At 46.8% G+C, this 23145-nt stretch carries 4 protein-coding genes; all 4 read left to right on the top strand.

What is annotated here, in order from left to right; all coding sequences use genetic code 11:
* Positions 1-136: 136 nt before the first annotated feature.
* Positions 137-15700, top strand: a complete 15564-nt coding sequence (locus tag C7R94_RS10285) for a non-ribosomal peptide synthetase/type I polyketide synthase (RefSeq protein WP_106780682.1) — start codon at positions 137-139, stop codon at positions 15698-15700.
* 16 nt (positions 15701-15716) lie between these two features.
* Positions 15717-20441, top strand: a complete 4725-nt coding sequence (locus C7R94_RS10280) for a non-ribosomal peptide synthetase (protein ID WP_106780680.1) — start codon at positions 15717-15719, stop codon at positions 20439-20441.
* A 135-nt stretch (positions 20442-20576) separates the two neighbouring features.
* On the top strand, positions 20577-21851 hold the full coding sequence (locus C7R94_RS10275) for an MFS transporter (RefSeq protein WP_106780678.1): 1275 nt from the start codon (positions 20577-20579) through the stop codon (positions 21849-21851).
* Positions 21852-21939: 88 nt separating this feature from the next.
* Positions 21940-23145, top strand: coding sequence for an efflux RND transporter periplasmic adaptor subunit (locus C7R94_RS10270; RefSeq protein WP_233220534.1), 1206 nt, complete (start codon positions 21940-21942; stop codon positions 23143-23145).

Here is a 23145-nt window from a genome sequence, read left to right as displayed (position 1 = left end):
TCTTGTATCACGTGGGCAGAGCAACGAAGGGCTCTATGTATTCGGTTTTACAAATGCAAGAGGGAGCATTTTGAGTGGTTATGCTCACCAGACAAGCTAGAAACTATCAAACACGGGACAAGGGAGGAACAACGCTTTGCATTTTGTTCAGACATTAGTAGAAGCGCTGGAATTGCGGAAGAACGAGGACCATAAAGGCGTTACCTTCATTTTGGGAGACCAGAATGAGGTGTTTGTTTCCTATAAAGAATTGTATGAAGAAGCCCTCGGCTATTTATTTGTCCTTCAAAATAATGGAATCAAGCCAGGAGATGAGGTCGTCTTTCAAATTGAGGATAGTAATCTCCGAACATTTGTCTGCCTTTTTTGGGGATGCTTACTCGGTGGAATGATTGCTGTTCCGATCTCTGTAGGGGATAACGAAGAGCATCGTCTTAAGCTGTTAAAGGTTTGGAAGACATTAATCAATCCGTATCTCATTACGACGGACAGCGTCTGGAAACGACTGGAGGATTTCTTTAGCAAGCACAACTACGTAACAGAAATGGAATCATTAAAGTCGAAGTCCTTCCTGCTTAATGAGACCGGGAAAAAAGAAGAGAAGGGCACAATCTATTATCCTACTGCAGATCAAGTGGCCTTTATTCAATTTTCATCCGGTTCTACAGGAGATCCAAAAGGGGTTACCTTGACCCATGAAAACCTTGTCCATAATGTGCTTGCGATTAATAACAGACTTGGAACGACTGAGTCTGACTCATTTCTAAGCTGGATGCCCTTAACTCATGACATGGGGATGATCGCGTTCCATTTATCCCCGTTGTATGCAGGAGTTCAGCATTATTTTATTCATACCTCACTATTTATCAGGCGGCCTACGCTATGGCTGAAGAAAGTAAGCGAGCACAAGGCGACGATTTCTTCTTCCCCGAACTTTGGGTATAAATATGTGTTGTCCAGGTTTAAACCGGAAGTGGCAGAAGAGTGGGATTTGTCTACGCTTCGCACGATTTTAAATGGAGCAGAACCGATTGCTTCAGAATTAATCCATCATTTCTTGGATCAGATGAGCCCTTATGGATTGAAGAAAACGAGCATGCTCCCGTGCTATGGATTAGCAGAAGCCTCTGTGGGAGTATCGATGCCTGATCAGAATCAGCTTTTTACAACGCTTTCTCTAGATCGTAGGTTTATCCAGATAGGGAAGCCAATCAAGATGACGGATCATACAAATCCAGAGGCTCTCACACTGGTAGAAGTCGGTTACCCCATCGATTTTTGCGAGGTAAGAATATGTGATGACGAGGATCATGAGCTGCCAAGCGAAACGGTTGGCCATATCCAGATTAGAGGGAAGAATGTAACCGCTGGATACTACAACAACCCTACTGCCACCGCAAATGTAATGACGGCTGATGGATGGCTCAGAACAGGGGATCTGGGTTTTATGCGAAAGGAACGCCTTGTCATTACGGGGCGTGCGAAAGACATTATTTTCGTGAATGGTCAAAACGTTTATCCGCATGATATTGAGCGGATTGCTGAAGAAGTCGAAGGAGTCGAGCTTGGGAAGGTCGTTGCTTGCGGAGTATTCAACGAGGAAAGCAAAGAAGAAGACATTCTTGTGTTTATCCTTCACCGGAAAAGTGTAGACGAGTTCATTGAGCTTTCCAAGAAAGTGAAAACACATTTGAACGAGCGAACTGGATGGAGAATAAGCGAGGTCTTGCCGATTCAGCGCATCCCCAAAACAACGAGTGGAAAAGTTGAACGTTATAGAGTGGCTAGGGAGTATCAGTCTGGAGCATTTCGCGATGTTTCCGAGGAAATGCAACGCCGAATCACCGAACAGGTAGAAGAAAGAACTGATAAATCACCCCACTTGCGCGAAGAAATAGAAAAACAAATGCTTGCCATTTGTCGCGAGGTGCTTCAATCAGACAAATTGGGACCAAACGACAGTTATTTTGATGTAGGCGTGTCCTCTATGCAGTTGACCCAGTTAGCGGGGCAGATAGAAGAGGAGATGGGGATCACGTTGGCGGTAACAGATTTGTTTGCCTATCCGACAATCTCCAAGCTTGCTCGCAGTCTCTTCCACGACGATCAGGCGACTGAGCGCATAAAAGAGACAGATACGAGCCAACAGAAACAAAAGGATATCGCAATTATCGGGATTTCCTGTCGGTTCCCGCAGGCTGAGGACGTGGATCAATTTTGGCAAAACATCCGGGGTGGAAAGGATTGCATTCATGAGCTTCATGGTCAGAGACGAAAGGACGCAGAACAATATGTTTCGCTGGTAAGAGGCGAGCAGGGTAATCCTAACCTTGTGGAGGGTGGATATTTAGAGGAGATTGACAAGTTTGACTATTCGTTCTTCTCGATCACCCCGAAAGAAGCGAAGCTAATGGACCCCAACCAAAGGCTGTTCCTCCAGAATGCTTGGAATACGCTAGAGGATGCGGGCTATGGCGGGCACAGGCTTTCAGGGGAAAAAGTAGGGGTGTATGTCGGCTTCTCCAAGTTGGGATACGATTACGAACGCCTTTTGTCAGTCGTAAGTCCCAAGGATTTACCCTCTTATGTAGTAGGCAACCTTCCTTCCATTATTGCAAGCCGCATTTCACACCTGCTTGATCTACGCGGCCCTGCAGTCACCGTTGATACAGCTTGCTCTTCTTCCTTGGTTGCGGTTCATATGGCGTGCAAGGCTATCCAAAACGGTGATTGTGAAATGGCATTGGCAGGGGGAGTCAAAACCATTCTGCTGGCGCTGAAGGCTGGAATTGGAATGGAATCCTCTGACAACCGTTCAAGGGCGTTTGACGATCAATCTGATGGAACGGGTTGGGGTGAAGGCGTAGCTTCTGTTCTGTTAAAACCTTTGGACAAAGCCATCGAGGATGGGGATCACATCTATGCCGTGATTAAGGGAAGTGCTGTTAATCAGGACGGTGTTACAGTCGGGATTACCGCACCGAACTCACAGGCCCAGGCAGAATTAATTGTAGATGCTTGGGAGGATGCGCAAGTCGACCCTGAAACGATTAGCTATATAGAGGCTCATGGAACGGGTACGAAGCTGGGGGACCCTGTTGAGCTGGATGGAATTCAGAGAGCATTCCGACAATATACACAGAAGAAACAGTTTTGTGGAATCGGCACTGTCAAAGCGAATATTGGACATTTATATGAAGCGGCGGGAATCGCTGGCTTGATTAAGGCTGCTTTGCAGTTAAAACATAAAGAGCTGCCGGCCCTCGTCCATTTCCAGAAGCCCAATCGGAATTTCGCATTTGAAAAGTCCCCAGTCTATGTGCAGAACAGATTGGAAAAATGGGAAACAGATGGACATCCGAGGAGATGCGGGGTTAGCTCGTTTGGGTTTAGCGGTACTAATAGCCACGTTATCTTGGAAGAGTATGTGCCAGCTAATGAAACGGAGATGACCGTCTCAGACGAGGTGCAAGTGTTTACCTTGTCGGCTAAATCCGAGTCAGCCCTTCAACGTCTGATTCAAAAGTATCGGGAGTTTCTTTCTTCCAGTGGACCGCTTTCTTTGTCTGATGTGTGCTATACGGCAAACACCGGGAGAGAAACGCTTCCCTATCGGATTGCGCTTATTTTGCATAGCCGCAGCGATTTTGAACAAAAGCTCGACCGATTGGCGGTCCGGCTTGAAAATGATCGTGATGTTTTTGTTTACTCACCTGGTAAAAAGCTGGTTCCAGAAGAAACCGTTCATCTATTGAGTCAATCCGCTCGGGATGTACAGGACAAGTACCGAATGGCGAGTACAGAAATGAAGTATTCGTATGCAACGACATTATGCGATTTGTATGTACAGGGCGCTATGGTTGACTGGGATGAGTTCTACAGAGATGGCAAAAAGAGAAAAAGAATGCCATTGCCGGTCTATCCTTTCGATCAGCATCGCTCTTGGATTACAGATGATGTAAGCAGTATCATTCCAGAACAGATGAATACTATAGGCGGAAACAGAGGTGCTACTGTGTCAGAGATAGGAACTGCGCCAATCGCAAAAGTTCTGATAGAGTTGGTTCATCATGCTTCAGGTTTTGCTGTAGAAGAAATTGATCCATCCCTTCATTTTCTGGAGCTAGGCTTAGATTCTATTATGCTTGTACAAATCAATCGTGAAATTCAGGAAAAGTTTGGAGTGGTTATTCCGGCTCAAGAGCTGTTTGAAACCATTACCAGCGTTGATATGCTCGCAGCGCACATCGCTCAGGAGCTATCCAGCAGCCCGGCTGTAGCTTCTGCCAAACAAATGGAATGGATGGCAATCGAGCAACCGAAAGCAAACGAAGTAGTGGAACAAAATGAGGTTCAGAGCATTCAACAATCAGAGCCGAGAGAACAAACTTCGAAAATGCCAGCCTCGATAAACACAGGGGCAGTTGAAACCATTATCGAAAAGCAGATTTCGCTCTTATCTGAACACCAAAACCAAATGGCTACGTTGTTACAAAAGCAATTGGAGCTGTTGAATCAAGAACAAAGCTACGCACCAAAACAACACGTCGAATCTGTGCCAGTTGCTCCAGAGATCAAAAAAACTGAGGCAAAACCACCAGTCAAGGTCAAGGTGAATGAAGAGGAACGCCAGAAGCCATTTATACCGTATCAGCCACTGATGATTGGAGAACGAGGCAATTTTACACCGAAACAAAGAGAGTATCTGAATGCATTTATTCAAAGCTATACGGAAAAGACAAAGCAATCCAAGAAGTATACGCAAGAGCACCGATTTGTTCATGCCAACAATCGCAATGTGTCTGGATTCCGTTCTTATTGGAAGGAAATGGTTTACCCGATCATTACGCAAGCATCAGCTGGTTCCAAAATGTGGGATCTGGATGGGAATGAATATGTCGATCTGACGATGGGTTTCGGTGTAAACCTGCTCGGTCATAATCCCGCATTTATCATGAAAAAGCTGGAGGAGCAGATTCAATCTGATCTGCCTCCACTCGGTCCTATGTCGGATGTAGCTGGAAGAGTTGCGGAATTAATCAGCGAGCTAACCGGCGTGGAGCGTGTCGCCTTCTACAATTCGGGGACAGAGGCAGTAATGGTGGCACTGCGCCTGGCCAGAGCTGTTACAGGCCGTTCAAAAATCGCATTATTCTCCGGTTCCTATCACGGTACATTTGATGGCATTCTGACTGTTGCTGATCCTGAGTCCCAGGACGGGAAGGCCATACCGATGGCACCAGGTATTACCCAGCATACAGTGGATGACGTCCTGGTCCTAAACTACAACCATCCAAAATCAATCGAGCTGATCAAAAAACATGCACATGAACTGGCCGCAGTGTTGGTCGAGCCTGTTCAAAGCCGCCGTCCAGATTTGCAGCCGGTGGAATTCTTGAAGGAAGTCAGAGAGATTACCAGCCAATCAGGCACTGCGCTTATTTTTGACGAGATCATTACGGGATTCCGTATACATCTTGGTGGCGCACAGGCATGGTACGGAATAGAAGCAGACCTCGTTACGTATGGGAAAGTTCCGGGTGGCGGCATGCCGATCGGTGTTGTAGCCGGGAAAGCTGCGTTCATGGATGCAGTAGATGGGGGGATTTGGAATTTTGGAGATCAATCTTACCCGGTAAATGCGGAGAAAAAGACGTTTGTGGGCGGAACGTTTTGCACGCATCCACTGACAATGCATGCTGCGATCGCTACGCTGGAATATTTGAAGGAGCAGGGGCCGAAGCTTCAGGAAGCGTTAACGCAAAAGACTCTCTACTTGGTAGAAACGCTTAACGCGTATTTTAAGAACGAGCAGATTCCAATCCAGATGATTAATTGCGGTTCCTTGTTCCGCTTCGTATCGTTTACCGATATAGAATTGTTCTTCTATCATCTGATCAGCAAGGGAATTTATATATGGGAGGGCAGAAATTGCTTCCTTTCCACTGCTCATTCTGATGAGGATATCGAGCGACTGATCCAAGCGGTGAAGGAAAGCATTGATGATCTGCGTCGAGGAGGCTTTTTGCCGGAGCCACCTCCCACTTCTCCAAATGGAGGGCGCAAACAAAATCAAGTCGTCGAAATGACAAACTTTACGAGACGGGATGGGCAAAAGCCTGAGGCAACGCTTGTGGAAAGGGTGGGGGAAGAACTGAGGCTTCCCCTTAGCCCGGAACAGAAACAAATGTGGTTTGCAGTCAAATATCGCGTGGAAGCATCCGCCGCTTTTAACGAGACCGCCACACTTCAGGTCGAGGGTGAGCTAGATATCCCAGTGTTTGAGCAGGCAGTCCAAGCCATGGTGGATCGCCATGAAGCGTTGCGAACCATCATTGATTCCAACGGTGAGTATCAGGTGGTACTGCCCAAGAGGGACATATGTGTTCGATTCGTGGATTTGAGCCATTTTTCATCTGAGGAGCAGGAAGAAAAAAAGAATCAGCTTTTGGAGGAACAAACAGGCACGCCATTTGAGCTGTCTTCCGAGGACCCACTGTTTCGGGTAAGTGTCATCAAGCTGGCTGCCGCCAAATTCCTAACCTCCTACACCTTCCATCACATGATTGCGGATGGATGGTCCATGGCTGTTTTTATCAAAGAGCTGGATGATATCTACTCGGCTCTTACGCAAAAACGACCAATATCGCTAGAGCCTTCTACACCGTTTTCTGCTTACCGAAACTGGCAAGAAGATCAGATGCAGAAACCAGCGTTTGAGGAAGCGCTCGCGTACTGGAACGAAAAATTAGCTGATCCAATTCCCAAGCTCGTTTTTCCTTTGGAGCAACGGGAAACGGGAAAACCATCTTTTACAGGCGAGAGAATCACTTTCAAGATCGACAGCAGCATCACTAGGAAGGCAAGAAAAAGAAGCATTCAAAACAAGAACAGTCTGTTTATTACCTTACTGGCTTCTTTTAACCTCTTCCTGCATCGTATTTTTGGAAATAAAAAAATGGTGGTTGCGATTCCTACTGCGGGTCAATCCCATATCGGCAAAATGTCCTTGATCGGAAACTGCGTTAATCTTTTGCCGATTTGCACGGAAATTGACGGGAATGATACGGCTGCGGATTATTTGTCCCGAGTGAAACAGGCGGTAGCGGAGATGGAAAAACATCAAGCCTACTCCTTTGCAGCATTAGCTGAGAATTTGCCGCCTCAAAACTTGCCGGAGCTTTCTGTGTTGTTCAATATGGATCGACCGCTTCACAACCTGACTTTCGCTCAAATGAAGGCTACGCTGTTGCCCAATCGGATCATTTACAGCAAGTACGATCTTTTTGTAAACGTGACAGAAGTGGGTGGAGAGCTTGTCGTTGATGTGGATGCACGAAGCGGAGTAGTGACCACGGAGATTCTTCGCCAGTGGGGCGTCTACTTTGCCAATCTTTTGCATCGCATTGCCGAAGACGACCAGGAAAAAATTCGTGCACTATCACTTTTACAGCCCGACGAGATGGAAAAAATGAAACGCGAATCCAGCGGCAACCTGGGCAAATATGCAGCGGATTGGACAGAGCTTTTGCAGGATATGCCAGATGATCAGGTAGGACCAGCTTCCCTCTATGTCCTGGATCAGTATGAGCAATTGGCTCCTGTGGGTGCGGTCGGACAGGTGTATCTGGCTAATGGGGGATTCGAGCATGCAGATCCGTCTCATTGGCAGCGAACTACGAAATCTGCTGTTCCCCTAGGAAATGGAGAAATCCACATTATCCATTCATCCGATGGGCGTGTAGGCCAAAGAAATACGAGCGGCAGAGAAGTAGAGCCGGCTGGAACGGTGACCGAAGAGACCATCAGGGTCATTTGGCAGGAAATCTTAGGAAGCTCCCCGATGTATCTGGATGATAATTTTTTTGAACAAGGCGGGAACTCCTTACAAGCGACTGTCATGCTCAGCAGAATCTACAAGGAATGCCACGTGCAAATTCCTTTGCATCAAATTTTTCAATCGCAGACGATACGTGAATTAGCCAAATATGTAGACTCTTCAAAGCATCAAGCTTTTACACCCATTCGTTCATGCGAGTTGCAGCCATACTATAAATCTTCTTCCGCACAGAAAAGAATGTACATCCTCCAAGGTCTGGATGGGGGAACCGCCTATAACCTATCCGGATACTTACAATTGGATGGGGAACTGGAACTTGATCGTCTGATTCACTCTTTGCGACAAGTTATACAAAGACATGATTCTTTCCGGACCAACTTTGTCATCAAAGATAATGAGGTCGTGCAAGTTTTACATGACGATTTGCCATTGGATATTGAGGTTGAACAGCTGGCCGAAGAGGATGTAAATGAGGCGATTCGGACTTTTATCCAGCCATTTGATCTCAGTAAAGCACCGCTTATTCGGGCGAAAATCTTCCAAATATCAGCCAAACGCTTCATTGTGGCGGTGGACATGCACCACATTATTTCGGACGGCTATTCGGTCTCTCTGTTTATCCGTGAGCTGCTCCATACGTATAGAGGAGAATCTCTGCCGGAGCTCAGCGTGACGTATAAAGATTTCGTGGCATGGGAGCAAGAGAGGGAGCAGTCAGAACAGCTCTTGGCTCAAAAGGAGTACTGGCTGAAGCAATTTAGCCAAGGAGAGCTTCCAGTACTGAAGCTTCCCGTTGATTACCAAAGACCGCCGGTTCAATCCTTTGAAGGAGACCGCTTGACGGTGGGAATCAGTGAGGAAGTCAGAAAGCAGTTGCTCCAATTGGCTAGGGAAACTGACACGACGTTGTATATGGTGTTGCTGGCTGCTTACAATGTATTGCTTTATCGATACACCGGGCAGGAGGAGCTGATTGTCGGTTCTGCTGTGGCGGGAAGACAACACCCTGATTTGGAACGAATGATCGGCATGTTTGTAAATACGTTGGCGATCCGTAACTATCCAACAGGAAGCAAGACCTTTAAGGACTTCCTGAAAGAAGTGAAAAATCAAGCCATCCTTGCCTTTGAAAATCAGGAATACCCATTTGAAAAACTGGTTGATTCTCTGCAACTAAACAAAGATTTAAGCCGCAATCCTCTTTTTGATACGATGTTTGACTACCATTACGAATCCTTTGACGACGTGGCCTCAGATGATTTCAAAGTCACGACGTATGAATATCCAAAGGGCGAGTCCCTCTTTGATCTCAGTCTTGATGTCCATGACGATGGGACAATGCTCACTTGCCAATTTGATTACAGCACTCATCTGTTTAAACGTGATACGGTTGAGCGAATGGCTAATCACTTTGCCAAGATTCTTCACTCCATTGTGCAGTCTAAAGAGAGCTGCCTAGCTGATTTGGAGTACTTGTCCAGCGAAGACGTCAAGCAGGTAGTTTCCGATTTTAATCAAGCGAGAAAGCAAATCCCCGCTCCTCTCCATCCAACGTTCTATGAATGGTTTGAGGCAGAAGCCATACGCCATGCAGAGCAAGCTGCTGTCTCTTACGGGGAAGAGCAGATCAGCTATCAGGAACTCAATGCAAAAGCAAATCGTCTGGCCCGGACGCTGCGTGATCAAGGTGTAAAACCAAACAGCTCCGTTGCGATTTTGGCAGAACGCTCGATTAACATGGTCGTTGCCGTTCTGGCAGTCATGAAGGCGGGTGGAGCCTATGTTCCGATTGATCCTCAGTATCCGAAGGACCGCATTTCGTTCATGCTGGAAGACAGTCAGGCAAAGGTCATGCTGGTCAATCAAAATGGCCAGAGCGGAGTAGACTTCAGCGGCGCCATTATCGATCTGGACGCTGAGGCCAGTTACGGGGAGGATTCGTCCAATCTCGACGCCATCTCTGGACCGAGCGATCTCGCTTATATCATTTATACATCCGGCACTACTGGCAAACCCAAAGGGGTCATGATCGAGCATCGCAACCTGGTGAGTGTAGCCAATACATGGCGGTACGAGTACGGACTTGAACAGATGAATGTGAATCTTTTGCAGATGGCGAGTTTCTCATTTGACGTGTTTGCAGGGGATTTGTGCAGAGCTCTTTTGCATGGTGGGCATTTGGTGATTTGTCCAAGTGATGTAAGGATTGATCTTCCGGCTCTTTATCAGTGGTTGACCCGGTACGAAATTTCCTTGTTTGAATCGACACCCGCTCTTGTTCTTCCTTTTATGGAGTACATTTATCAAAATGGATTGCCGCTCGATCATCTGAAGCTGCTGATTCTTGGTTCAGATACATGCCAAAGCGAAGCGTTTGTCCGCTTGGCCGAGCGTTTCGGGCAGATCAAAATCATCAATAGCTATGGGGTCACGGAGGCTGCTATTGATTCCAGCTACTTCGAAATGGCTGGCGATACCGAGATGACAACCGGAAATGTTCCGATCGGAAAACCGCTGCAAAATACAGAATTTTATGTGCTGGATTCCCAATTGCGGCCACAGCCGGTAGGCGTGTACGGTGAACTATATATCGGGGGAGCAGGTGTTGCGCGGGGGTATCTGAACCGAGAGGAATTAACCCGTGAGCGCTTCATCCAAAATCCTTTCCGTCCTGGTGAGACCATGTATAAGACCGGCGATATTGTGCGCTGGATGGCAGATGGAAATATGGAGTTTGTTGGTCGTTCGGACTACCAATTGAAGATTCGTGGATACCGTGTGGAGCTGGGCGAAGTCGAAAATCAGCTGTTACGTCATGAAAAGGTTCGCAATGCCATTGTGCTCCCGAAGACAAAGGGAGATGAATCCGTTGTGTTGTGCGCTTATTACACGACGGATGAGGGAGTAAGTCCATCCGAAATCAAGGGGTTTTTAGCCGATTCCCTGCCCGAGTTCATGGTTCCGACCTTTATCATCCAATTGGCAGAGTTGCCTGTGACGCCAAACGGCAAAATCGATCGCAATGCGTTGCCTGAACCCGATCTGTCTAAGCTGGTATCAGAGGAATTCGTAGCGCCTGCGACAGAAAATGAAAGAAAACTTGCAGGAATATGGCAAGAGGTTTTGGGGCTCGAACGAGTTGGCGTTCTGGATCGATTCTTTGAAATCGGTGGACATTCCCTGCATGCTGCTATTCTTCTTGCCAAAGTAAACAAGGAGTGGCAGGTAGAAATTCCGCTGCGCGCCGTTTTCCAAAATCCTACCGTCAGGAGCTTTGCCCACGTCATTTCCGAAGCAACTCAAGCAGAAATGCCGTTGATTCAGACGGTTGGAAAACAAGAGCATTATGAGCTCTCTCCTTCACAAAAAAGGATTTTCACGGTTCAATCACTCGATGAAACGAGTGTGGCCTATAATATGGCGGGCGCTCTGGTTCTTTCCGGGCAGTTGGATTCTGTGGCACTGGAAAACGCATTCCAGTCTCTCATCCAAAGGCATGAGGCGTTCCGTACGTCCTTCGACTACGTAAATGGTGAGCCGAAACAATTTGTCCATGACTCTGTCCGTTTTGCCATCGATTATGCTCGCGCAGAGGACAGCCCTCAGCATATAGAAAATCTCATTCGGACGTTCATCCAGCCATTCCAATTGAGCCAGGCACCATTATTGCGCGTCAAGTTAGTAAAACTGATGGAGGACAAGCATTTACTCCTGATTGACATGCACCACATCATTGCAGATGGAACATCTGTGAGCATTGTGATTGATGAGTTGAATCAATTGTATAACGGGCAAAATCCAGAACCACTCACCGTTCAGTACAAGGATTATTCGGCTTGGTTGAAACAGATCAAGACGACGGGGCAGTCGCATAAGCAGGAAAAGTTCTGGATAGATGAATTCAGCGGGGAATTACCTGTTATGAATCTGCCTACGGACTATCAGCGACCCCAGTTTCAGAGTTTTGAAGGGGGTACGGTCGAAAGTGAGATTGAGGCGGATGTATCCCGCAGATTGCACGCCTTGGCGAAGGAAGCAAACGTAACGGTCTTTTCGATTCTATTGGCGGCGTACAACGTTTTGCTGTCCAAATATACCGGGCAAGAGGATATTGTCGTAGGGACCCCAGTGGCAGGACGAAACCACACCGATGTTCAAAATGTAGTGGGAATGTTTGTAAATACGCTTGCCCTGCGAAACTATCCAGCAGGCAGCAAGACGTTCCGCGAGTTTGTCCGAGAGCTAAGTGAGAAGTCGCTATTGGCGTTTGAACATCAGGATTATCCATTGGAAGACCTGGTTGAAAAGCTTCAGGTTCGACGCGACCCAAGCAGGAATCCGTTGTTTGACACCATGTTCTCCTATGACAATGTGGCAGATACGGCCTTTGACTGGAACGGGGTAGACGTGAGCCTTTATCCATTCCAAACGAAAATATCCAAGTTAGACATCGTCATGAATGTCGAGACGAGAAATGATAGATTTTTTGTGGAGTGCGAATATAGCACCAGTCTATTTACGCCTGAAACGATGGAGCGTTTTATCAACCATTTTACAAACGTACTGCGTCAGGTAGCGGCGAACATGGATATTCTTGTGGGTGAGATTGACCTCATGTCTTCGGAAGAAGTGCAGTTTTTGGAGAAGCTCAGTAATGATACAAGGCGAGAGTATTCGGTGGTACAACCGATCCATGTTGCCATCGAGGAATCAGCCAAGCTTTATCCGAATCGAATTGCCGTTTCCTATCAAGGCTCGACAATCACTTACCAACAACTGAACGAGAAAGCCAACGCAGTCGCATCCGATCTTTTGAAGCGCGGTGTAGGAAAAGGCAAGTATGTACCTGTGCTTATGGAAAGAAGTCTGGAATTGGTCGTATCGTTATTGGGTGTAATGAAGACGGGAGCAGCCTTTTCACCACTGGACATTCAGTGGCCTGTCGATCGACTCCAGTCTGTCATTGCCGAGCTGGGTAGCGAGTTTGTATTCGTTGAATCTGACCATTCCTTTACGGAAACGGATCTGGGAGCCAAATGTGTCACTATTGATCTCGGGAACCTGACAACGGAAGCCGAAAATCCTAATCTGTCGGTATCGCTGGAAGACCCCATCTATGTCATTTTTACTTCCGGCTCAACAGGCAAACCAAAAGGAGTCGTCGTACCGCATAGAGGGATCGTCAACCGTTTTCTCTGGATGGATGATTACTTTGGACAAGACGCAGCGCAATCTGTCCTTCAGACCACCAACCATGTATATGACAGTGCCATTTGGCAATTCTTCTGGCCGCTGACCAATGGCGGAAAAACGGTCTTGCCTACTACGGGGATGACTGTATCGGCTGATTACATGGCTGGAATCATTGAAGACGAACAAATTACCTTAACTGATTTCGTCCCATCTGTTTTTAACGTGATCGTTAATCAGTTAGCTGAAAATCTCGAACTGCAGGGCAAATTACAATCACTTAAAAAGATCATTATCGGCGGCGAAGAAATTGTTCCGTCCGCAGTTTCCAAATTCCTGAAAATATTCCAATATGTATCGCCAACGAATTTGTATGGTCCGACTGAAGCAAGTATCGGATGCATTGCCTATCAAATTACGGGAGAAGAAGATCGCATCCCGATTGGAAAACCGATATACAACACGAAAATCCTTCTACTCGATGCCTACGGAAAACGAGTGCCGATAGGTGTCCCAGGAGAAATCTACATCTCAGGCATGCCGCTTGGATTAGGTTATTTGCATAACGAGCAGCTAACGAGACAGAGCTTTGTCGATAATCCATATGCGGAACCGGGCTACGAAAAAATGTATAAGACTGGGGATTTGGCTGTCTATTTACCGGACGGGAACATCCACTTCCTGGGCAGGAAGGATTTCCAAATCAAAATCAGGGGATATCGAATCGAGCCAGGGGAAATTGAAAGCAAGCTGCTTTCGCTGGAACAGGTAAAAGAAGCAATCGTGATCGCCAGAGAAGAAGAAAATGGAAGCAAGTACTTATGCGCGTATATTGTGACAGAGCATGAGCTTGCGGCTGACGAGTGGAGAGACCTGCTCGCTAAAGATTTGCCCGATTACATGATCCCGTCTTTCTTCGTTCGACTAGACGCTATGCCGATTACCGCTGTTGGAAAAGTGGATCGGAAAAAACTCCCTCTTCCTGATCGCTCTCTCTTGGTAGAGGAACACATCGTCGAGCCGTCCGATGAACAGGAACAAATCATGGTCACCATCTGGAAGGATGTGCTGGGGCTCGCGCAAGTAAGTGTGACCCACAACTTCTTTGAGCTTGGGGGAGACTCCATTAAAGCTCTTCAGATGATAGCGAGATTGAGAAGTCATGGATATGAGCTCCGATTGAAAGACTTGTTCCAAAACCCGCGTATTCGCAGTGCAGCCAGATATCTCCAGCCGCTGACCAGACAAATTGAGCAAGGGCCTGTAATGGGAGCAGTAGCGTTGACACCGATCCAGATGAACTTCTTTGAACAAAACCATCAGAACCCTCATCATTACAATCAATCTGTCATGCTGTACAGAAAAGCTGGCTTCGATCCAGAACTGGTTCAACAAGCATTTGCGAAGCTGATTGAGCATCATGATGCTTTGCGAATGAAATTCCAAATGAATGAGTCAGACATTGTCCAGGAACATCGGAAACCGGACGAGTGCCTGGTTCCCATTATGATCAAGGAGTTTTCGGCGCAAAACGTAGAGGAGATGGAGCAAGCTGCTCAGCTAATACAGGAAGGGATCCATTTGACGGATACTGCGTTGATAAATCTCGGTCTTTTCCGAACAGAAAATGGAGATCACCTGTTAATCGTGATTCATCATCTCGTTGTCGATGGTGTCTCTTGGCGGATTCTTCTGGAAGATTTCCATACCGTGTATGACTCCTTGCTGCAAAGAGAAGAGCCTGCTTTGCCTATGAAAACCGATTCTTATCAAACATGGTCAGAAGAATTGCAAAAATATGCGCAGGGAAGCGAAATTCAACAGGAAATCGGATATTGGAAGCAGGTAGAGGAAATCCCATTCTCTCCTCTGGTAAAGAAGGAAGTGATTGGGGCACCGCTCATGCAAGATACAACAGATGTCACCATCGAGCTTGATGAAGCCTACACAGAAAAGCTGCTGAAGCAGAGCCACCAAGCTTATAACACGGAAGTGAACGATCTGTTGCTTACGGCGTTGGGTTTGGCGGTAAAAGAGTGGGCGGGGATAGAGCATGTACTCGTCAATCTGGAGGGACATGGCAGGGAAGAGATCGTGAAGGGCATCGATATTTCACGCACGGTCGGATGGTTTACAGCCCAGTATCCATTCGTTCTGGATATGAGCCGATCGGAATCCCTTGGCTACCAGATCAAAATGGTGAAAGACAGCCTGCGACGTGTGCCGAACAAAGGTATTGGATACAGCATTTTACAATATCTGTCTGCGAGACAAGCCGATGTTGCGTTAACGTTCCAGATAAAGCCCGAGATCAGTTTTAACTACTTGGGCCAATTCGATACAGATTTGGAATCAGGAAGCATGACGACTTCCTCCCTGTCACCGGGCCGAGAAATCAGTCCGACCGCCATCCGATCCTTTGCGCTTGATGTGAATGGAATGGTCGTGAATCGCAAGCTGACACTTACTTTTACGTATCATCGTGAAGAGTTTGAAGAAGGAACCATTCAGCGCCTCGTGAATGCCTACCGAGATAAGATCGTAGAAATCATTACGCACTGCTTATCGAAAGAGTCAGTCGAGCAAAGCCCAACAGATTTCACATATGATGAGCTGTCCATTGAGGAATTAGATCATCTTTCTCAACTGCTGGGTGAAAAAATTCAATGATAGATGGTGATGAGGTTTGAATGGTGTTCAGATAAAAAATATATACCGCTTGACACCTATGCAAGAAGGCATGCTGTATCACTTTATCCTTCATCCTGAATCAGAGGTTCACTTTGAACAAACGGTGATTACGATGGAGGAGGCATTGCGGCTTGATCTCCTTGATCAGAGCTTTCGCGACCTCGTCGAGAGATTCGATATCCTGCGAACAGTCTTTCACTATAAAGAAAGCAAAAAGCCTCTGCAAATCGTGTTGAAGCAAAGAGAGGCAGCTATTCAGACCGAGGACATCTCTGACCTGACTCAAGATGAACAAGAAGCATTTATAGAGCAATTTCTTGTAAGGGATCGGCGCAAGAGATTTGATCTGGAGAAAGATCTGTTGTTTCGGATGACCGTTATGAAATTGAGTGAATCAAAATACAAGATGGTGTGGAGCTTTCACCATATTATTATGGATGGCTGGTGCTTGGGGATTGTCGCAAAAGACTTTTTCCATATCTACCGTTCGTATCTTCAAAATAAGAAGGCTGAGCTGGCTCCACCGTATTCCTTCAGTAGCTATATCACGTGGCTTGGCAAGCAAAATAAACAAGAAGGACTCTCGTTCTGGCGAGATAGTCTGGATGGGTTTGATCAGCAATCTCCTTTACCGGTTGAATACATTTCAACCGGTAAGGGGTACCAACGAGAATCGATCGTGTTCCGCATTGATCAAGTAACAACTGCCCGTCTAGAGCAAATAGCGAGATCAAATGATGTAACACTGAGCATCGTTTTTCATTCCCTCTGGGGATTGTTGCTGCAACGATACAATTATGCCAATGATGTTGTCTTCGGATCAGTTGTTTCGGGACGTCCTTCAGAGCTCGTTGGCGTAGAAGAAATGGTTGGGTTGTTTGTCAATACGATCCCCATGCGAATTCGCAGTGAAGGTAAACAGACATTTTCCGAGTTGCTCAGGCAGGTGCAACAATTCTTCGCAGCTACAAGCAGCTATCAATACTTGTCTCTGGCGGATATTCAGTCCGAAACCGCATTAAAACAAAACCTGATTCAGCACCTCATGGTCTTTGAAAATTATCCATTGACGGAGGAGGCATTCGAGGAAGATGGAAAAGGCGGTTTATTTGGAATCACGGATGTCCAAGGATATGAGCAAACCAGCTACGACTTCAACTTGTGCATCATTCCCGGAAAGGAATTAGAAATTCACTTTATCTATAATGGACTTGCCTACAGCGATGCCTATCTGCAAAAAGTCCGAGCGCATCTGAATCAGTTGATTGAGAGTGTCATCCGCAATCCTGACCAGCCAATTGCAAGCATGCAAATGGTCACGGACGAGGAGCAGGCTCTCATTCTACAACAATGGAATGACACGGAGATGCTGGTTGACCAAACGCGAACCATTGACCAGCTATTTAAGGAACAGGTCAAAAAGGGGCCGCATCACATTGCCGTGGTCGATCAGGAACGCACCTTCACGTATCAGGAATTGGATGAGAAATCCGATGCGCTGGCCCACGTGCTGCGTGAGAAAGGGGTAAAACCAGGCAGCATTGTTGGTGTGATGGTGGAGCGCTCTACCGCTTACAGCCTCGCCATCTTGGCTGTTCTGAAAGCGGGCGGTGCCTTTCTCCCTATTAGCACCGACCATCCGAGCGAACGGATCAGCTATATGATCGAAGATAGCGGGGCCAGCATTGTTTTGATCCATGATCCGACTGTAGCGTATGCAGAGCGTATTCTCCCATCAGCAATGTTGATCAATCTTGATGATAGGAGCGTATACAACGGCGCTGCATCTGATGTACAGAGCCTTCATCGTTCCAGTGATCTGGCCTATGTCATTTATACATCCGGGTCAACGGGGAAGCCAAAGGGGGTAAGGCTGCACCACGTCGGGATTGCCAACCTCCAGCAGTTTTTCATCAACGATCTAGGTATTACCCAAAATGACAAGGTGTTGCAGTTTGCCAGCATCTCTTTTGATGCCTCAGTCTGGGAGTTTACGATGGGGGTATTGACGGGGGCGAGACTGGTCGTAGTTTCAAAGGATGTCGTACTCGATTCGCAGGCTTTCAGTGAGTATCTGCTCCGGCATGAAGTAACAGTCGCGACGCTCCCGCCTACCTTTGTGACGTATTTGGAGCCGGAGAATTTTCCGAAATTGCAAACGTTAATCACCGCAGGTTCCGCAGCCAACTGGGAGCTCGTCCATAAATGGAGTGCGCATTGCCGCTACATCAATGCATACGGTCCCACCGAAACAACCATTTGTGCAACGACTTGGACGTATGAAGGACAAGAGGAGCTGCCGCAGCAAGTGCCAATCGGAAAGCCCATTGCCAACACAAAAGTATACGTGCTAGATGCGCATGGTCATTTGCAGCCCCAGGGACTTCCTGGTGAGTTAGCTATCGCGGGCATTAGCGTCGCTGATGGCTACATCAATCGCGAGGAATTGACGAACGAGAAATTTGTGGCAGATCCGTTTATTTCCGGTTCGAGGCTCTACAAGACGGGAGATATGGTGAAGTGGCTTGCGGATGGAAGTCTGGAATATTTGGGGCGAATGGACAACCAGGTCAAGATACGCGGTTTCCGTATCGAGCTTGATGAGGTTGAAAACGTGATCCTCTCCCAGGCAGGAGTAAAGGAAGCGGTCGTATTGGCAAAAAAAGAGCAGGGAGGAGATGCCTGCCTGATCGCTTATCTGGTCTGGGAGCAGCCTGATTGGAACAGAGATTTGCGTCAGGAGCTTTTGGCCACCCTTCCGGCCTATATGGTACCAACGTATATCCATGTACTTGAGAGAATGCCTGTAACACCGAATGGAAAAATAGATCGGAAAGCATTACCTGAGCCTGTCATGAACCGGGAGGCGAATAAGCAACTGAATCCCCCTGTTACAGAGCAGGAGATCAAGCTGGCGGATATCTGGAAAGAAGTGCTCGATCTGCAGGAAATCAGTGTGGATGACCATTTTTATGATCTGGGCGGGCATTCTATCAAAGCGATCCAACTGGTAGCACGGCTTCATAAGGAAGGAATAGAAGTAAAGATTCAAACGATCTTCCAATATGACACAGTAAGAGCGCTAGCAGGATATTTAGATACCGTTAACCGGATTCGCACCACTAAAGCGCAGGATAAAAAAGAGCTGGAAACCTTGATCTACGCTCATTTTCAAGTATGGAGCAATTATGTAGAGGTGCCCTATGGCAGCAAGCACCGAGCTGTTCTGTACGTAGAGGAAAATGCGCGGGACAAACATCAAGAGATCCTGTCCTTATTGCGTAGGTCTTGTGATCCTGCGATGCAGCCGCACGCTATTGAATATCTGGATCTCTCGCAAAAAGCATGGGAAAAAGAGAAGAATCATTTGCAAGAGGCTGCGCTTAATGAGAAGGAATCGTTGCCATGGCAGGAGCATCTCGTCAACGACTTGGATCAGAAGCTCCTTCGTTATTCGGAGGCGATCATTAATCAGCAGACTTTTATCAGGCAGCCACTGTCACCTTCACAGCGCTATCATGTACAGGAAAAGGATATTTCTGGAACAGTGATTCGCTTTGAGCGGATGATCGATCCTAAGACGCTGGAAAAGGCCTTTCTTGACGTTTTGAAGCGGCATCATTTACTGCGTTGCACGTTGGCTTTTGAAGAAGAAGAGCCATATTGGAAAGAGTATCCTTGCCCTAATGAGATTGCGCTCCCTATTGTTGATGTATCGGGCGATTCGGATGAAAGAAAAGAAGCAGTGCGCCATCTTTTACTGAGAGAATATTTTTATAAGCAGCATGACTCGATCGGCTCTTTGTCATACAAAGTGATTTTGCTGAAAGAAAGCGAGAAAGAGTACTCGTTCATATTCCCGGCCTCGCATCTCATTTTTGATTTGATCAGCAGTGAGGTTCTGCAAAACGACATGAACCTGTATTACGAAGCGTTGGAAAATGGCACAGACCTCTCGGAAACTGATCGAAATACGTATTGGGATTTCGTCCGGCAAATTACCAAGGGTCCAGTCGGAATCGAAGATCAGCAGCTTGTGGAGGAATTTGATCTTCACGGATTTGAGAATAGTCTTTTGTCCATAGAAAGACAGCTTCCCTCCTCATCCATTTTGGACGGATTCACGATTGTTACCTGCGAAGTAGATATGGACAACCCGCAGGAGACAGAAAATGCGCGTATTCCGATTGCTCTTTTAGCCAGATTTTGTGAAAGAAGTTATGGAGTCCAAAAGGCCCCCATCTTCCTTATGAACTTTGGCAGATCCTTTATGGGGAACCATTTCTTCGATGTGCTTGGTGAGTGCATCGATCATATTCCGCTTCATATTGATCCGGCGTGGAGTTTGGATGAGTTGGAAAGTTATGTGAAAGTTCGGTTGGATCTCGCAAAGGAGAGGAACATCCATTTTACCAATCTCGTGCAAAATCCTGACGCAGCGGAAAACTATCCTCTTTCCCAGCACTCCCTCATCCAATCCTTGCAGATGACACCTATTATTTGCAACTTTTTGGGTGAGCAGAACAAGAGTCAACCAAGTGAATACGATCACCTGTTTATCAAAGGAAAGAAGCGTATTCTCTTTGAGGCTTCCTATACATCCATGGGCAAAATGACTATTTTTATGGCTCTGCCATTTCGAGAGGATGAAAGGAAGCTGCGAGTGATCTTGGAGGAGGAAGCGAAAAAATTGATAGGGATGCCTCTAGTCATACGTTAAAGGTCGCCTAGGCATCGTATTGGAAATCGGCAGATGAATTCCGCTCTATTCCGGGTTTCTTGTCCGTGAAGTGTAGCGGATCATCTTGCCGAAATAAATCGTCAGCTAGAGGGATTACTATTCAGGGAGGTTAAGATGGGCAACCAATCATACGGATTAAATATTTTTCTCTTTTCTTTTACTCGTTTCATCACGGAATTAGGTAGCGGTGTCTACAAATTTGCTCTTGCCCTGTACATTGCGGATGTGACGGGTTCTTCCGCTGCATTTGCAACTGTTTTGGGCTTTTCGTACTTGCCAGGGGTGCTGATTAATATTTTTGCAGGCGCCTATATTGATAGACACAACAAGAAAACAATCATGGTTGTCACCGAGCTGCTAAGCGGTGCGCTCGTTCTTTTGTTTTTACTGTTTTTCCTCCAGTTTCCGACGAATCTATGGCTGTTTGTCGGATACGCCTTTGTGATCAGTACCATTCAGGCTTTTACGTATCTCGCTTTGCAAGCATCCATTCCTGAGCTGGTAGATGAGGACAGAGTGGGAAGTATGAACTCTATTTACCAAGCGATCAGCGCCATTCTCAATGTAGCGGGTCCTTTGGTAGGGGCGGTTGCCTATGGTTTACTGGGGATGAAAATGATCTTGCTGATTGATGGCCTTTCTTTTATCGGAGCAGGCATCTTGCAGATGTTCCTCCGTTTCCGCAAGACCGAGGCAGTACAGGAGACAACGCAAAGCTATACAGATACTATCAAGGAAGTCTTCCAATATATTCGTGAACAGGTTGTCATCAAGTACTTGTTCCTGATTTTCCTTGTGCTCAACTTTATTTTCCCTCCGCTCATGTATGTGGGGCTGCTGCATATTGCCTATCGAGTCGAAAAAGTATCGATGGAGCAATTCTCCTTTATTCAGTCCTCCTGGTTTATCGGGATTATTATCGGAGCGGCTGTTGTCTCTATGAAAAAAGTGAGCAAATACGTTGAGAATAAAATCTTCCTTTTGATTCAAGTGCAAGGGCTTCTCTTGCTGTCATGGGTATTTCCGATTTTTGTTCCAGAAACGAGTAACTCCTCATGGATCATTACCGGCGTATTTGTCGCGATTTTATTGGTCTCCGCCATCTTCAACTCCATGGGGAACATCCCGATCTTTACCTTTGTTCAATTAAACACGCCTGAGCATTTGCGTGCCAGCATGTTTGGAGTGGTCGGCACTTTTACTGGAGTGGCCGTACCTTTTGGGATCTGGTTGTACGGTATTTTACTGGAGGCCGTGCATTGGACGTATCTCGTGTTGGCATCGGGTGCCATCATTTTCGTGATCGCCTTGATCGCTCATCTGAACAAGCAAGTAAGTCAATACTTTAAGAAAAAAGAAGAACACGTGGTTGCAGACAAGTCTGCTTGAGCAAGGTCACGATAACGAGAGAGAATGGGATGTCAGTTTCATTCAAAAAGACAATGACAAAACTACTGGAGGACTCTACGTGAAGAGTATGCACTATGTCGTTTTGACAATTGTACTGATGTTCATCGCGGGATGTGGAGAGGAAGCGAAACAGGAAACGGAGCAAGCCAAACAAAAGATCGTACAAGTGCACACCGTAAAACAGACGGATTCCTTGCCGATACCACTTACTGCTTTCGTTGAATACAAACAGGAGAGCCATTTAGCCTTTGGGGCTTCTGGTACGATTGAAAGAATGAACGTAACAAAAGGGGCAAAGGTGACACAAGGCCAGGTGTTAAGTTCACTAAATACAAACTATTATCAAAAAGGGCTGGAAGCAGCACAAAGCCAGGTTCAAAGTGCATCGGCGTTGCGTTCAAAAACGTTGCAAGGAGTAAGCCCAGATCTCATCAGCAAACAACGCCTGGCAGTGGACAGCCAGGAAAAGCGCTTGAAGGATGCGCTACGGAAATGGGAGACAGCCCAGGAGCTGTTTAAGGGTGGCGCTATTTCACAGAGTGAGCTGGATAGTGCGCAGTCGGAAAAAGAGCAAGTCGAGATTTCGCTACAAGAGGCGAGAATTACACTGGATAAGTTGCTAAAGGGTGCAGAAATAAACGAGATTGCCAGTGCAGATGCCGAGTTGAAGCAAGCGGCCAGTGAAGTAGAGCTGGCAAAGAAAACCCTTCAAGAAACAAAACTCGTCGCCCCGTTTAGCGGTACGGTCATCGATGTAACCAAAAAGGCAGGCAGTCTTGCCCAGCCAGGTGAAAGTATCATTCACCTGGTTGATAGCTCGGAAGTGAAGCTGAAGGTCGATGTCCCATTGGATGTGATGGGAAACTACAAGCAAGGGGACACGGTGCCTGTGGCAGTGGAGGGAAAGGCTAAGAGTACAGGGACCATAACATTTATCTCCCCCGTTCTCAACGCGGAAACGGGAAAGTATCTTGTAGAGATAGCTGTTCCCAATAAAGACAGCGTGTTGATCGAGGGGATGGTCGCGACTGTAGAGATGTCACGTAAAGTAAACGGGATGCTCGTTCCCGTCCAAAGCGTGGGCGTTAAAGAATCGCAGCGCTTCGTCATGGTTGTCGAGAATGGTGTAATCAAGAGACGTGATGTGGAAGTGGGGCAAATCATTGGAAATAACGTCGAGATTTTATCTGGCCTACAGCCAGGCAATCAAATCTTAATCTCCGGCATAACGTACTATGCCGAAGGAGAAGTCGTTACGGTGAAAGGGGAGTAA

It is taken from the genome of Brevibacillus sp. NRRL NRS-603 (assembly GCF_003013445.1).
Lineage (GTDB): Bacteria > Bacillota > Bacilli > Brevibacillales > Brevibacillaceae > Brevibacillus > Brevibacillus formosus.
This window is presented reverse-complemented; position numbering and strand designations above follow the sequence as displayed.